The organism is Collinsella aerofaciens (assembly GCF_028209625.1).
GTDB lineage: Bacteria > Actinomycetota > Coriobacteriia > Coriobacteriales > Coriobacteriaceae > Collinsella > Collinsella aerofaciens_AM.
Window position 1 is genome coordinate 1 of sequence record NZ_JAQLDU010000002.1, and the last position, 13,752, is coordinate 13,752.

General features: G+C 62.3%; 13 protein-coding genes and 1 tRNA gene. 4 read left to right on the forward strand and 10 right to left on the reverse strand.

From position 1 onward, the window contains the following. Nucleotides 1-10: 10 nt before the first annotated feature. A complete protein-coding gene (locus PMW70_RS01340) occupies nt 11-169 on the forward strand; it encodes an IS3 family transposase (RefSeq protein WP_271743732.1) in 159 nt (52 codons plus the stop codon). Between the two features lie 74 nt (nt 170-243). Here the strand turns inward: PMW70_RS01340 and PMW70_RS01345 are convergent, their stop codons facing one another. Next, nucleotides 244-1,530 (reverse strand): glutamate-5-semialdehyde dehydrogenase, encoded by a 1,287-nt coding sequence (locus PMW70_RS01345; RefSeq protein ID WP_271743656.1) that lies wholly within the window; start codon nt 1,528-1,530, stop codon nt 244-246. 112 nt (nt 1,531-1,642) lie between these two features. On the opposite strand from PMW70_RS01345, the gene PMW70_RS01350 reads away from it, so the two are divergent. Further along, complete coding sequence (locus PMW70_RS01350) at nt 1,643-3,061, forward strand: alpha/beta fold hydrolase (protein ID WP_271743657.1); 1,419 nt, start codon at nt 1,643-1,645, stop codon at nt 3,059-3,061. 101 nt (nt 3,062-3,162) lie between these two features. Here the strand turns inward: PMW70_RS01350 and proB are convergent, their stop codons facing one another. From proB to PMW70_RS01375, 5 genes are all read right to left on the reverse strand, one after another. Further along, nucleotides 3,163-4,290, reverse strand: a complete 1,128-nt coding sequence (gene proB / locus PMW70_RS01355; protein WP_271743658.1) for a glutamate 5-kinase — start codon at nt 4,288-4,290, stop codon at nt 3,163-3,165. A gap of 79 nt (nt 4,291-4,369) precedes the next feature. Continuing rightward, nucleotides 4,370-5,875, reverse strand: coding sequence for a nicotinate phosphoribosyltransferase (locus PMW70_RS01360; RefSeq protein ID WP_271743659.1), 1,506 nt, complete (start codon nt 5,873-5,875; stop codon nt 4,370-4,372). 81 nt (nt 5,876-5,956) lie between these two features. Next, a complete protein-coding gene (locus PMW70_RS01365; RefSeq protein ID WP_271743660.1) occupies nt 5,957-6,415 on the reverse strand; it encodes a hypothetical protein in 459 nt (152 codons plus the stop codon). Between the two features lie 64 nt (nt 6,416-6,479). Beyond that, a tRNA-Ala gene (locus tag PMW70_RS01370) sits at nt 6,480-6,552 on the reverse strand. A 193-nt stretch (nt 6,553-6,745) separates the two neighbouring features. Then, complete coding sequence (locus tag PMW70_RS01375) at nt 6,746-7,684, reverse strand: radical SAM protein (protein WP_271743661.1); 939 nt, start codon at nt 7,682-7,684, stop codon at nt 6,746-6,748. Between the two features lie 533 nt (nt 7,685-8,217). On the opposite strand from PMW70_RS01375, the gene PMW70_RS01380 reads away from it, so the two are divergent. Together PMW70_RS01380 and trpS are read left to right on the forward strand one after the other, a co-directional pair. Next, nucleotides 8,218-9,417, forward strand: a complete 1,200-nt coding sequence (locus PMW70_RS01380) for an MraY family glycosyltransferase (RefSeq protein ID WP_271743662.1) — start codon at nt 8,218-8,220, stop codon at nt 9,415-9,417. A gap of 161 nt (nt 9,418-9,578) precedes the next feature. Then, nucleotides 9,579-10,628, forward strand: coding sequence for a tryptophan--tRNA ligase (trpS, locus tag PMW70_RS01385; RefSeq protein WP_117716819.1), 1,050 nt, complete (start codon nt 9,579-9,581; stop codon nt 10,626-10,628). Nucleotides 10,629-11,012: 384 nt separating this feature from the next. Here the strand turns inward: trpS and PMW70_RS01390 are convergent, their stop codons facing one another. The 4 genes from PMW70_RS01390 to PMW70_RS01405 form a co-directional block, all read right to left on the reverse strand. Continuing rightward, nucleotides 11,013-11,333 (reverse strand): MGMT family protein, encoded by a 321-nt coding sequence (locus PMW70_RS01390; protein ID WP_089572047.1) that lies wholly within the window; start codon nt 11,331-11,333, stop codon nt 11,013-11,015. Between the two features lie 79 nt (nt 11,334-11,412). Next, entirely contained in the window at nt 11,413-12,267 is an 855-nt protein-coding gene (locus PMW70_RS01395) for a DegV family protein (RefSeq protein ID WP_117641033.1), read from the reverse strand. 119 nt (nt 12,268-12,386) lie between these two features. After that, complete coding sequence (locus PMW70_RS01400; RefSeq protein WP_022093866.1) at nt 12,387-12,836, reverse strand: MarR family winged helix-turn-helix transcriptional regulator; 450 nt, start codon at nt 12,834-12,836, stop codon at nt 12,387-12,389. A 173-nt stretch (nt 12,837-13,009) separates the two neighbouring features. Then, entirely contained in the window at nt 13,010-13,729 is a 720-nt protein-coding gene (locus PMW70_RS01405) for a B3/B4 domain-containing protein (RefSeq protein ID WP_271743663.1), read from the reverse strand. Nucleotides 13,730-13,752: the final 23 nt, after the last annotated feature.

A 13,752-nucleotide genomic window follows, 5' to 3' on the forward strand; every position in this document is an offset into this window, starting at 1 on the left:
CTTCGGCCACGTGAAGGACGAGTTCTACCGCGGCAGGGAGTGGGGCAGCTTCGGGGACTTCAAGCGCGACCTGGAGGAGTACATAGCCCATTGGAACACGCGGCGCAGGCAGGTAAGATTGAAGGGCCTGACGCCGGAGGAGTTCCGGGACCGGGCCCTTGCGGCGTAGTCGCTATTTATTCAGTCCAAGTTTCGGGGCGCAGTTCACAGGCACCTTTGTGGTGGTTTTTGTTTGCGCGGGCGTTAGGGGCGGACCTGGCCGGTGCCTCGGAGCTTGTATTTGTAGGTGGTGAGGGCCTCGGCGGCAAAGGGGCCACGGGCGTGGAGCTTTTGGGTCGAGATGCCGATCTCGGCGCCCAGGCCAAACTCGCCGCCGTCGGTAAAGCGCGTGCTGGCGTTGGCGTACACGGCCGAGGCATCGACCGCGTCCAGGAAGCGCTCGCAAGCATCCGTATCCTCGGCAACGATGGCCTCGGAGTGCATCGTGCCGTAGCGATTGATGTGTGCGATGGCCTCGTCCTCGTTTGCCACGACCTTCACGCTCATCTCGAGCGCCAGGTACTCGCGACCCCAGTCCTCCTCAGTCGCGGCAACGTAGTCATCGCCCTCGGCAAGCCCGGCATCGGCGCACGCGGCGCACGTGGCCTCGTCGCCGTGAATGAGCACGCCGTGGTCGTGCAGCACGGCAACAACCGCAGGCAAAAACACATTGGCCACGGCACGGTCGACCAGCAGCGACTCGGCGGCATTGCACACGCCCACGCGCTGCGTCTTAGCGTTGACGATAATATTGAGCGCTTTATCGAAGTCGGCGGATTCATGGACGTAGATGTGGCAGTTGCCCGTGCCCGTCTCGATCACCGGAACGAGCGACTCGCGCACGCAGCGCTGGATCAGGCCCGCGCCGCCACGCGGAATGAGCACATCGACAATGCCGCGGAGCTTCATGAGCTCGCCGGTGGCCTCGCGGTCGGTGGACTCGATCATCGAGATGGCCTCGCGCGGGAAACCCTGGGCCTCAAGCGCATCGGCCAGCAGTTCGGCAATCATGGCGCACGAGTGATAGGCCAGCGAACCACCGCGCAGGATGCAGGCGTTGCCGGTGCGGATGCAGATGCCAGCGGCGTCGGCCGTCACGTTGGGGCGCGCCTCGTAGACCATGGCAACCAGACCCAGCGGCACACTCACGCGGGTCAGGTCCACACCGCTTGCAAGCACGCGGTGATCGAGCACGCAGCCCACGGGATCGGGCAGCTCAGCGAGCTTCTCCAGGCCGGCGGCCATGCCCTCAACACGCTCGGGCGTCAGCAGCAGGCGGTCGAGGAGCCCCGCCGAGGTCCCCGCATCGCGCGCGGCGGACATATCGAGCTCGTTGGCGGCGACGATGGAATCGACGCCATCGCGCAGTGCTGCGGCCATGGCGCGCACGGCCTCCTGGCGCTGCTCGTCGCTCGCCGTGGCAAGCGAGGCCGACGCTGCCTTGGCGGCAACGGCAAGATCGTGGACATACGTGGCTATATCGACCGACATGGGCGGCCCTTTCTCCTAGAAGTTTGCAACCATGGTAGCCGATTTGCGCATGACCTCACCTGCGGCGGTAGAATTGGTCAACCCGAAACACCGCAACGAACGGAAGCATCACATGGCGCTCATCACTTCGTACCACGTCCCCGGCCTGTATGTCGAGGACCACAGCATCGACGTCCCCCTTGACTGGCGCGGCCTGGAGCCGATGCTTTTGGCCGTCGGCAGCACCATGCGCCGCGGCGCTATGCCGGCACCCATCGCCGGCGCGCCCGAGAGCATCAAGCTCTTCTACCGCGTGGTTTGCGCGCCCGACCGCATCAACGACGATCTGCCGCTGCTCCTGTTTTTGCAGGGCGGCCCCGGCGGCGAGAGCCCGCGTCCGCTGTCGCCCACAAGCGACGGCTGGATCGAGGAGGCCGTCAAGCACTTCCGCGTGGTCCTTCCCGACCAGCGCGGCACCGGACGCAGTAGCTGCGTGGACGGACGCACGATCAAGGCACTGGGCGAGCGCGCGACGACTGCCGGCGCCGATACAGCACGCTCGCAGGCGGACTTCCTCAAGCGCCACGTCGCCAGCTCCATCGTGCGCGATTTTGAGTACCTGCGCCTGGTGGGCTTTGGCGGCAAGCCCTGGGTCACACTCGGGCAGAGCTACGGCGGCTTTTTGACGTTGAGCTATCTGTCGCTCTTCCCCGAGGGCGTGGCGGCAAGCTTTACCTGCGGCGGCATCCCCCACGTGCCGGCGAGCGCAAGCGAGGTCTACGCGCACACCTTCCCGCGCATGGCTGCCAAGACACAGCAGTATTACGACCGCTACCCCGCCGACGTCGAGCGCGTGGCGGCTCTTGCCGATGCGCTCGAGGCTCAGAAGCCCGTGCTGCCCGACGGCTCGCCGATGACGGTCGAGCGCCTACAGCTCATGGGCAGCGACTTTGGCATGAAGCCGAGCTTTGAGCGCATGCATTGGATTATCGATCACGCTTTTGTTGACGGCGACGGCACGCTGACCTGCGGCGCCTCGGTATCTGACAGCTTTTTGATGCGCGCCTTCGAGCGCACCAACACGCGCACGAATCCGCTGTACTGGACGCTTCAGGAGTTCATCTACACCGACGGCGACACCATGCCCATTCGCTGGGCCGCAGCAGAGGAGGAGGCCCATCGCGCCGAGTTCGACACGCTTGCGCGCCCGCTCATGTTTACCGGCGAGGCCATGTTCCCGTGGATGTTTGAGCAGATGCCCGAGCTTAAGCCATTTAAGCCCGCCATGGACCTGCTGATGGAAGACACAAGCTGGGACAAGATCTACGACCCGCAGCGCCTGGCGTGCAACGAGGTGCCCCTGCAGGCCGCGGTGTACTTCGATGACATGTACGTGGACTCGGGCATGCAGCTCGATACGCTCAGCCGCGTGGGCAACTCGCATGCCTGGGTGACCAACGAGTTCGAGCACGACGGCTTGCACGGCAGCGTGGTGTTCAAGCACCTCTTCGACGAAGCCCTCAACCGCGGAGACCTGCGCCAGATCTTCTAGCAAAGGAGTGTCCCAAAGTGCCGGCACATAAGGAACGTCCCCAAGTGCCGGAAAAGGAGAGGCAGCACTGCTGGCAAAACGAGCCGCAGCGCTGCCTCTCTTTATGCAAACACTATCAAGTTGTCCCTATGGATCGCGGGCTTCTCGGCCAGGTCTGCGAGCAGGCGGTTGCTGGCAATCTGGTCCTGGCGGCGGCCGGCTGCAAGCTCCAGCACGTCCGAATCGGCCTCAGCGATACCACGGGCGACAACCATGCCGCTCGGGTCGCACACGTCGAGCACATCGCCCTCGGCAAACTGGCCATCGACCTCGCGAATACCCACCGCAAGCAGGGAAGAGCCACGGCTGACCAGCGCCTTCGCAGCACCATCATCGACCGTCACCGAGCCATGTGCCTTGTCGCCCAGCGCGATCCACAGCTTGCGGGGTGCGATGTCCAGACGCTCCGCCGGCGGATCGAACAGCGTGCCCACGCTCTCGCCGCGGGCGAGACGCACGAGCGCATCGGGCTCCTCGCCCGCGCAAATCACGCTCTGAATGCCCGCCGTCATCAGGATGCGGCTCGCGCGGATCTTGGTAATCATGCCGCCCGTGCCCACCGATGTGGAAGAATCGCCCGCCGAGGCAATAATCTTGGCATCGATCTTATGCACGACAGGAACAAACTCGGCCGTGGGGTCTTCATGCGGATTGGCAGTATAGAGACCATCGATGTCCGAGAGCGTCACGCACAGATCGGCAGAAACCAGGCAGCTCACAAGCGCCGCCAGCGTGTCGTTGTCGCCAAACTTGATCTCATCGACGGTGACGGTATCGTTCTCGTTGACGACCGGCACCACACCCAGCTCCACAAGGCGAAGCAGGGCGTCGCGCGCGTGCAGGTAGGACGTGCGGCGCGCCGTGTCGTGACGCGTGAGCAGCACGAGCGAGGTGAGCAGGTCGCGCGCATGGAACTCCTCGTCGTAGGCCGACGAGATGATGCACTGACCGGCCGAGGCGCAGGCCTGCAAGCTCGGCAGGTCGCCGACCGGCTTACGGTCGAAGCCCAGCACGGGATAGCCGCAGGCAATGGCGCCCGAGCTCACCACGATCAGGCGCCAGCCAAGCTCGCGCAGCGCTGCGGCCTGGTCGGCAAGCCCGCCGATAAAGGCGCGGTTGACCTTGCCGTCGGCGCCCACCACCGTGGACGAACCGATCTTTACCACCATCGTTTTATAAGAAGTCGTCATACGTCAAACCAATCAACTGTTCAGCGAACGGCCGAGCCGGCGGCAAGGGAAGCGTGACTCGCCCCTACCGCCCAAGGAATTAGTGAGCCCAGGGAAAGGCAGAGGCCGCGGCCATGTTCTTGCGCACGAGCTCGTCGCGCACCTGAGCCAGGCCCTGCTCCATACCCACCACATAGGTCTGCGGGTACAGGAAGCGCTTGAAAGCTGCGTCCAGATGGTCGAGCGCCCAAGCACAGCGCTCGCGCGCGTCCTGGATGCTCTCACGCGGAGCCACCGCACTGCCATCGCGCACGATCGGCACCAGCAGCTCGCGATACTCAAGTTCGGACACGTCGGTCACCAGGGCGGCATCATTCACGGCCACGAGGGTATTGCCGCGCGCGGTGCCCTCCCCCGCCAGATGGTCCTCGTCGTAGATCATGTCGCAGACCGGGCCGCCAAAGCCGTCATAATAACGGCGCACGCGTTGCACACCCGGGATCGTGCGCTTGTAGGGCTGCTCGGAGAGCTTGACCACCGGCGTCCATGGATCTGCCTCGCTCGCACGGCGGGCGGAAAGCTTGTACACGCCGCCCAGCGCCGGCTGGTCATAGCAGGTCGCAAGCTTGGTACCCACGCCAAAGCTGTCGATGGGCGCGCCCTGGTCGAGCAGCGACTGAATCGTGTACTCATCCAGATCGTTAGAAACCGAGATCCCCACATAGGGCAGGCCCTCGGCATCAAAACGGCCACGAACATACTTGGAGAGCTTGGCGAGGTCGCCGGAGTCGATGCGAATAGCCGACAGACGCTCGCCCACCGCCTCCATCTCCTTGGCAACCGTAATGGCATGCTCGCAGCCCTCACGTACGTCGTAGGTGTCGATGAGCAGCGTGCAGTTCTTGGGACTCGACTTAGCAAAAGCCCGGAATGCCTCGAGCTCGGAATCGAAGCTCATCACCCAGCTGTGCGCATGAGTGCCAAAGACGGGAATACCGTAGCGGCGGCCGGCGAGCACATTGGATGTAGAGGAGCAGCCGGCAACGTAGCTCGCGCGCGCGACGGCCAGCCCGCCATCGGGACCCTGGGCGCGGCGCAGGCCAAACTCGGCAACGGGACGGCCGTCCGCCGCCAGCACCACGCGCGCCGTCTTGGTAGCGACAAGCGTCTGGAAGCCGACAATGTTGAGCAACGCCGTTTCGAGCAGCTGGCACTCCAGCGCGGGGCCGGTGACGCGCACCATGGGCTCGCGCGGAAAGACGAGCTCGCCCTCGGGCACGGCGTCAATGTTCACATGCGCGCGGAAGTTGCGCAGGTAGTCGAGGAATGCGGGCTTAAACATCGAGCCGCCGGCCGGAGCCTGGAGCGAAGCTAGATAGTCGATGTCCTCGGGCGTAAAGCGCAGGTTCTCGACAAGCTCGGGCAGCTCGGCGGTGCCGCACATGACGGCATACGCGCTGCCGAAGGGATGGTCGCGGTAAAACGCCGTAAAGCAACCCTGCTCATTGGCCTTGCCGCTCTCCCACAGGCCCTGGGCCATAGTGAGTTCGTACAGATCAGTGAGCATTGCAATGTCGGTGGGATGCGAGATGTCGGTCAAAGCCATGGGGCGACCTTTCGGATGCGTTGTGCAGAGGTTGAGGGTTGGCGAGGCGGGCGTGCGGGCATGGGGCCCAGCGCGAACAGGCTAAAGCAGGCCCATGCTGGTCAGGATCGTGTAGCCCATAAAGATGACAAACGCGATGAGGGCAAGGACAATGATGATTTTTTGAGCCGGCGCCATACCGGGGATCTCGTTCTCACCCGCAGGCTCCTTGGAGGTAACCATGCGCTGGGCAAAGCTCATCTCGTCACGGCTCGGCTTGGGATCGACGGACTTGGAACGAGCGGCCTTTTTAGGCTGAGGTTTGGGCGCGGCAGGTGCAGGCTTCGCAGCAGCGGGCTTGGGTGCGGGCGCGGGCTTGGGCTCGGATGCAACCTTCGCAGCGGCCTCCTCGGCCTTCTCGCGCTCGGCACGCAGGGCGGCCAACTCCTCACGCTCGCGGCGTGCCTCTTCCTGGGCCTCGCGACGAGCTTTCTCGGCGCGGAGCTCTTCCAACTCGGCGCGTTCCTCGGCAGACAGTGGTTGGGACTCAAGCTCGGCCATGGTACAGCCCTTTCTTTTAAAAAAAGCCGCCGACACAATGTCAGCGGCTTATCAAATCCAAGGGTGGAGACGAAGGGAGTCGAACCCTCGGCCTCTGCCATGCGACGGCAGCGCTCTCCCAACTGAGCTACGTCCCCAGGACAAGTCGATATTTTACCTACGGCTCGCCAACTGTCAACGCCCAATAATCAGTCTTTTTGGGGCGCGGCTATTTTGACAACTTTTCGAGCAGGCGATCCTCTCGATGATTTTTCTGGGACGGGGATTAAAAAAACATTGTGTACCGAATGATTTTTTAATCCCGTCCCAGAAAAATCATCGGCGAACGCGCTACTCTGCGCTGGTGAGGACGCCGGTGGTGTCGAAGGCCGGGGTGAAGCTCTCGTCTACCGCGCCGCCTTCTTGCCAAAACATCGTCGTAAAGCCCAGGTCGTCGGCATGGTCGAGCACCTGCTCGTACTCCTCGCGCGTCACGGCGCGCGCCAGGTCGCCGCCTTGTTCGCGCATGAGGGCATTGGGCGTGTACTGGTTCATGACCGAGATCGGCACGTCGCCCACCGTCTGCCACACCAGGTCCAACACGCGGCACGAATCGTCCGCATGCCCCGGCAGCACCAGATGACGCACGATTATGCCGCGCCTCATGAGCCCGTCCTCGTCTACCAGCTCTCCCCCGCGGCGCTCAATCTCGCGCGCCATCTGGGCCAGACCCGACACGGCCACGCGCGGGTAGTCCTTAATATGAGAAAGCGACTGCGCAAGCCCGGCATCGGCATATTTAAAGTCCGTAAGCCACACGTCGACCAGGTCGCCCAGCGCCGCCACGGCACTCGCGCGCTCGTAACCACTCGTGTTGTAGACAATTGGGATGACCAACCCGCGCGTCCGTGCCGCGGCAATCGCGGCAGGCAACAGGTGCGCATAGTGCGTCGCCGTCACCAGGTTGATGTTATTGGCGCCCTGGTCCTGCAGCTCCAGCATAATCTCGACCAAACGCTCGGGCGAAATCTCAAGACCGAAATTGCCCGTTGAGATCTCGTGGTTCTGACAATAGATACATTTGAGCGAACAGCCGCTAAAGAAAATCGTACCCGAGCCGGCCTCGCCCGAAATGGGCGGCTCCTCCCACATATGGAGCGCCGCGCGGGCGACCTTAAGCGTGTTGTCGGCGCCGCACACGCCACGCGCGCCCTCGTCGCGCGCCGCACCGCAACGGCGCGGACACAAATGGCAGGCGGGCGAAAAAAGTTCGGTCAACGACGTCGGCATAAAAACATGCTCCAAAACAATGATTCAGCAGCTCAAACGTAAAGGGACCAACCGCACAGACGGCTCGAGCCCAAGGCGCCGTAATCGTCCGACACGATTTTTATAATGTCAAGACTGGAATCGACAAAGTGCCGCTTTATGATGTAGGTATTCCGCCCCCCGCGGAGCAACTGGGTGAACCGTCGCGTTTATTTAGGGAGCCCACACAGTCGTACCTAGTACAGGTATCCTTCGTTGTTAAGGACGCTGGAACAGTCGATGAGGGCACCCACCTGTTTTAGGTGGGTTCATTTTCGTAACGTGGGGGGTGGTTTTCTTTTGCCGATTTTTCTGAATACCGCCGCTGCAGACCCCACATGGACGCTCAGCGGCATCCAGCAGAATCCCCACCAACATCCCAATATCTGGTAAGCGCGTGATAATCGCACGGTGCAAACCTCCGCACCCCCTCGGTCGAGTATCATGGGTCAGCTATGCCTTTTTGCGTAGCAACCTTTGACCTTTTCCTTCGACGCTTGGCGGTTTTTAGATTCATGGCTTCATCCCCGAGCTACATACCGTATCTATGCGTGGCAGCGGCGGCCTTTATCACGACCTTCCTCACGGTGCCCCTGGTCAAGCGCTTGGCAATTAAGCTCGACGCCGTCGACTATCCTTCCAAGCGCCGCATCAACACCAAGCCCATCCCGCGTTTGGGCGGAACGGCGGTGTTTTTGGGCCTCGTCGTGGCCTGCATTGTGCAAATACTAGGCACCTGGCACCTAGGCTGGCCGCCCGCCCTGGTGCCGCACCCGCGCCTTCACATTAGCTATCCCATGCTGGCGCTCTCCTTTACCGTCATCTTTGCGACCGGCGCTATCGACGACGTCTATCAGCTCAAGCCCAAACAAAAACTAGCCGGTCAGGTACTCGCCGCGCTCATCGCCTGTATCGGCGGCTTGCGGATCGGCGTCATCGTCAACCCGTTTGCCCCCGGCGAAATCATGCTCGGATGGCTCGCCTACCCCATCACCGTGATCTATCTGGTGGCATTCACCAACATCATTAACCTCATCGACGGCCTCGACGGCTTGGCCACGGGCATCTGCGGTATCGCGTCGTTCACCATGTTTTCGATGGCCGTTCTCTCGGGCCGCATCGACGCCGCCGCGCTCTCCATTGCGCTCTTTGGCGCCTGTCTGGCCTTTTTGCGCTACAACTTCAACCCCGCAAGCATCTTCTTGGGCGACTCGGGGTCGCTGCTTCTGGGCTTTGCGCTGGGCTCCATCTCGTTGCTCAACGTGAGCCGCACCGCCGCGCTCACCTCGCTTATCATCCCGCTCATCGTTGCCGGCGTGCCCATCATCGACACGTTTAGCGCCATCGTGCGCCGCAAGCGCGCCCACATTAGCATCGGGCAAGCCGACAAGGGCCACATCCACCACCGCCTGATCCAAGAGGGCTACAACCAAAAGCAGGCAGTGCTCCTCATCTACGCCTGGTGCATCATGCTTTCGGCCAGCGCCGCCGCGATCAACCAGGTCGAGGTGCCCATGCGCGTGCTCATCTTTACCGTGCTCGCCATTGGCTCGGCGGCCTTTGCCAAGCATCTACATCTGTTTGAGCCCGTGTTGCGTCACCATTACAACAAACGCACGCACGAGGACGAGCTCGTCACCCCCGACGATCCCGCCTTTAAGCAAGAGGAGCAGGCGGCAGAAGAACGCAAGGAGGAGCGCCACCACAGGCGCTAGGGTAAGCTGCCGAGGATGCGCCCAGGCGCCGCCGGCCAAACGTGCAGCCACGCCGCACCCATCGCACAAGCCGCCGCTCTCCCGCCCCTCGCCTACTTACGACCCGCCCCTCCAATAAACGCGTTATCATCTTGACCCATGAACATACGTTAGGAGCAATCATGCCAAACGAGAATAGCTACGAAGTCGCGCTGCAAAAGAGCAACGCCATTCGCGAGGGCCTGACCAAGACGCCCGAAAAGTTCACCATGCTTACCGGCGACCGCCCCACCGGACGCTTGCACCTTGGCCACTACTTTGGCACCCTCAAGGGCCGCGTGGAGCTGCAGAACATGGGCGCCAAGACCAACGTGCTCATCGCCGACTACCAAGTCATCACTGACCGCGACACGACCGAGCACATCCAGGACAACGTGTACAACATGGTCATGGACTACCTCGCCTGCGGCATCGACCCCGACAAGACCATGATCTACGCGCACTCCGCCGTGCCCGCCGCCAACCAGCTCATGCTGCCGTTCCTGTCGCTGGTCTCCGAGGCCGAGCTGGCACGCAACCCCACCGTCAAGGCCGAGATGGAGGCCTCGGGCCACGAGCTTACCGGTCTTCTGCTCACCTACCCGGTGCACCAGGCCTGCGACATCCTGTTCTGCAAGGGCAATGTGGTGCCGGTCGGTCGCGACCAGCTGCCGCACATCGAGCTCACCCGCACCATCGCCCGCCGCTTTAACAACCGCTACGGCAAGGTATTTCCCGAGGTCGACGCGCTGCTGTCCGAGACCCCGCTGCTGCCCGGCCTGGACGGTCGCAAGATGAGCAAGAGCTACGGCAACGCCATCAATATTTCGATGACCGCCGAGGAGACGGCCAAACGCATCAAGAAGAGCCAGACCGACTCTGAGCGCATGATCACGTTCGATCCCGAGAACCGCCCCGGCGTGTCCGGCCTGCTTTCAACCGCCGCCATCTGCACTGGCCGTTCCGAGGTCGAGATTGCCGAGGAGATTGGCATGGGCGGCTCCGGCCAGCTCAAGAAGTACGTGACCGAGGCCGTCAACGAGTACTTCGCGCCGATCCGCGAGCGTCGTCAGCGCTATGAGAACGATCTGGACTATGTGAAGGACGTGCTGCACGAGGGCAACCGTCGCGCCAACGAGATTGCCGAGCAGACCCTGGCCGAGGTTCAGGACGCCATGGGCATGGTGTACTAGATCGATCTGCTGGCTAGAACTTTCGATTGCTATAGGGCGGGCGCTACGGCGTCCGCCTTTTTTGGTGCCCGACCGGTTCGGCTCTGCCCATTGCACTCCCTCGACAAACAGGAACAGGCCCGCTGGCAGTTAGTTGCCAGCGGGCCTGTTCCCGAAGTACACCGTTGAATCGCACAGAGGGGAGGAATGCGAATCAAACTCAACAGGGCAGGCTTTTTCATCGCCTATTGCCTGCTCCGTTGCTGAAACCAATATAGTTCACCGTGGTTTACTTTGCTGCATCAATATCGCCCGCCATAGCTTCTCCATAAGTTAGCCCCAGTAAACTAAACCACCACAAAGGGGACAGGCACCTTTGTGGTGGTTTTAACCACGGCAGAGCCGCTAGAGCCCTGCAGGCCAGCGACAGGCGGCCAAGTCGACGTGCATGTCGTCCTTAAACGCCACACCCTCCCCTAGCAAAAGCTCACGTTGAGCATCGGGACCGCCAAAAGCAAAACCATCGCATATGCGGCCATCGGCAAACACCACGCGGTGACAGGGAATCTCGCCGGGGCGCGGATTGCCATGCAGGGCATACCCCACGTACCGCGCACTTCGTGGACGTCCAGCAAGCAGCGCCACCTGACCATACGTGGCGACCATCCCCTCGGGAATCTGCTCGACCACCTCGTACACCCGCTCAAAAAAGCCCTCAGACGCCATTGCTCGCTCCCTTCCACCCGGAATAGCATAAACCACCACAAAGGCGCCTGTCCCCTTTGTGGTGGTTTTGGCAGGTGGGCTAGTTAACGGGTTGGAAGAAGGCTACGGCTACGGCGCCGGGGCCTACATGGGTGCCGATGGTGGCGCCGATGGTGTGAACGGGCAGTTCGCCCTCGGTGTGGCCAGCCCACAGTGCCGCGCTGTCCTCGATATACTTCTTGAGCACCGCATCCGAAAGGCCCGTATAGCCGAGCGCCAGCGGCATGGAAAAGTCGATGCCGCCCGCCTTTTCGACCTTCTGGTTGAGCAGGTTACGTCCGTTCTTGGAACCGCGCGCCTTGCCCAGCTGCACGATCAGACCGTCCTCGGCAGCCACCACGGGCTTTACGTTGAGCAGCGTACCCACGGCACCGGCCGCAGCAGACAGGCGACCGCCGCGCACCAGGTACTCCAACGTCTCGAGCAGGCCGATGACGACCACGCGGTCGCGCACGGCCTCGACAGCCGCCGCAACCTGAGCCGCGCCCTGGCCCTCGTCCACCAGGCGCAGCGCATACTCGACCAGCACGCGCTCGCCCAAGGTCACGTTATTGCTGTCCACGACGAACATGTCGCCGCCCGGCGCCTCGGCAAGTGCCGTACGAGCACTCTGGTTGGTGCCCGAGAGCTTGGCGCCCACGGTAATAATCACGGCCTCATCGCCGGCCTCACGCGCTTCGGCAATCGCCTGCGAAAAGGCGTACGGGTTGACCTGACCGGTCTTGGGCAGCTCGTCGCGCTCCACAAGCATCTCGTAAAAGCGCTGGTGATCGATGTCGACGCCATCCATATACACATCGGTGCCAAAGGTGACGGACAGCGGCAGAACACGCAGAGCGGGGTGCTCCGCCGGCGACATATCGCTTGCGGAATCGGTAATAATGCGGACGGACATAACGAATCCTTTCTTGCGCAGGTCTCGCGCAGGGAATTTTGACAGCAATGTCCCGGCACGGCGTACGCGCTCAAACGGGACGATGCAGTTCTTGGCTGAAAGCTAGCGCCAGCGCGGCTCTAGATCTCGCGCAGGGTGTTGAGGATCGTGCGCAGCGATGCATACATCTGCTCGCGCTGCTCCACGCCCATGGCCTTGCCGGTGGTATCGAGCACCTCGCGAATGATGCGATCGGCCTCGCTCATGCTCTCGCCGCCCAGGGCAGTCAGGCGCACCGGAGCACGATACTTGACGGCCGCATCACCCGAGTCGTCAACCTCGACGTAGCCGCCCTCCTCCAGATGTGCCAGTGTGCGCGAAACGGCGGCACGGGTAACGCCGGCCATGCGGGCGAGGTCGGCGCCAGTCAGGCCGTCCTTGCTGCGCTCAAGATAGTACAGGCACATAACGTCGGAGCCCTTGAGGCCCAGCCTTGCGCCTTCGGACGTCTTGATACGCTGGATCTCCTTGTAGAGCCCGCTGATCAGTCCGACAAAGTCCTCGAAACGTGTCTCGTCGTTCTGCTGCATGGGAGACGACCGCCTTTCGCTTGCATAATGCTTACGGGTAAACATCTTAGCCGCACAAGGTAACACCTGTACCCAAATATCCCATTTGTTAACCCATCAACATAAAAACCACCACAAAGGGGATAGGCGCCTTTGTGGCGGTTTTGACCGGCGAACATGATCCGCAGGCGCCGCTACAGCTCCACGCAGGGATTGTCGCGAGTCACAAGCGTCTTAACGACAACCGTCGCTCCCAGATAGCGCTCGAGCAGCTCCGCTAAGCGATCGATCGCGGCCTGGCAATCCCCCATCCGCTCGGGCTCCACGCACTCAATCGTCAGGAACGCATCGGCCGAATCATCGGACAGCGCCGTTCGAACGCCGTCGCGCCAGTTCCAGCAGCGGCACACGGCGCCTGCATCGTCGATATAGGCGAGCTCGCCGGGCAGCGTCGGGTCGTCCGCTTCCTCGCCAAGAGGCAGGAACGCATCGCCACCGTCGGTCACCTTCAAGCGAAGGTCACCCTCGATCGCATGCAAATCCTCGCCTCCCACGGGCAGCGCGTAGGTCAGCGACACCGTGTTGTAGATGTCCACCGCGGACGTAATGTGGCCCACCGGCTTGCCTTTGAGCACGCGTTTGAGCAGGTTCTCGATTGAGCAACGCGCGCCCTTTTTGGTCTTGAACAGACGGTACGCGTCACGCCATGCCTTGACCGGTGCGTTCTCGCTGATAGTATCGCTGGTCAGATGGCGCTCCGCGTCGATATTGGCGCGGTCAAGCAGCGCGGCAATCGCATCCACGTCCTCCTGGGGTATCTGGGCCGCGGGCTTCATGCCCTTTACGACCACAACGCCGATAGCCGCCTGCGGAAACAGCTCCCAAAACGAATTCTCGGCAACAAAGCCCTTCATACGTGCTCCCTTCACGATTCGCC

Excerpts from the sequence above, each read along its gene's own strand:
- PMW70_RS01365 (WP_271743660.1), bottom strand. The coding sequence starts at position 6,415 with ATGGCCGAGCTTGAGTCCCAACCACTGTCTGCCGAGGAACGCGCCGAG.
- PMW70_RS01405 (WP_271743663.1), bottom strand. The coding sequence starts at position 13,729 with ATGAAGGGCTTTGTTGCCGAGAATTCGTTTTGGGAGCTGTTTCCGCAG.
- PMW70_RS01375 (WP_271743661.1), bottom strand. The coding sequence starts at position 7,684 with ATGCCGACGTCGTTGACCGAACTTTTTTCGCCCGCCTGCCATTTGTGT.
- PMW70_RS01350 (WP_271743657.1), top strand. The coding sequence starts at position 1,643 with ATGGCGCTCATCACTTCGTACCACGTCCCCGGCCTGTATGTCGAGGAC.
- PMW70_RS01400 (WP_022093866.1), bottom strand. The coding sequence starts at position 12,836 with ATGCAGCAGAACGACGAGACACGTTTCGAGGACTTTGTCGGACTGATC.
- PMW70_RS01395 (WP_117641033.1), bottom strand. The coding sequence starts at position 12,267 with ATGTCCGTCCGCATTATTACCGATTCCGCAAGCGATATGTCGCCGGCG.
- PMW70_RS01380 (WP_271743662.1), top strand. The coding sequence starts at position 8,218 with ATGGCTTCATCCCCGAGCTACATACCGTATCTATGCGTGGCAGCGGCG.
- proB (WP_271743658.1), bottom strand. The coding sequence starts at position 4,290 with ATGACGACTTCTTATAAAACGATGGTGGTAAAGATCGGTTCGTCCACG.
- PMW70_RS01360 (WP_271743659.1), bottom strand. The coding sequence starts at position 5,875 with ATGGCTTTGACCGACATCTCGCATCCCACCGACATTGCAATGCTCACT.
- PMW70_RS01390 (WP_089572047.1), bottom strand. The coding sequence starts at position 11,333 with ATGGCGTCTGAGGGCTTTTTTGAGCGGGTGTACGAGGTGGTCGAGCAG.
- PMW70_RS01345 (WP_271743656.1), bottom strand. The coding sequence starts at position 1,530 with ATGTCGGTCGATATAGCCACGTATGTCCACGATCTTGCCGTTGCCGCC.
- trpS (WP_117716819.1), top strand. The coding sequence starts at position 9,579 with ATGCCAAACGAGAATAGCTACGAAGTCGCGCTGCAAAAGAGCAACGCC.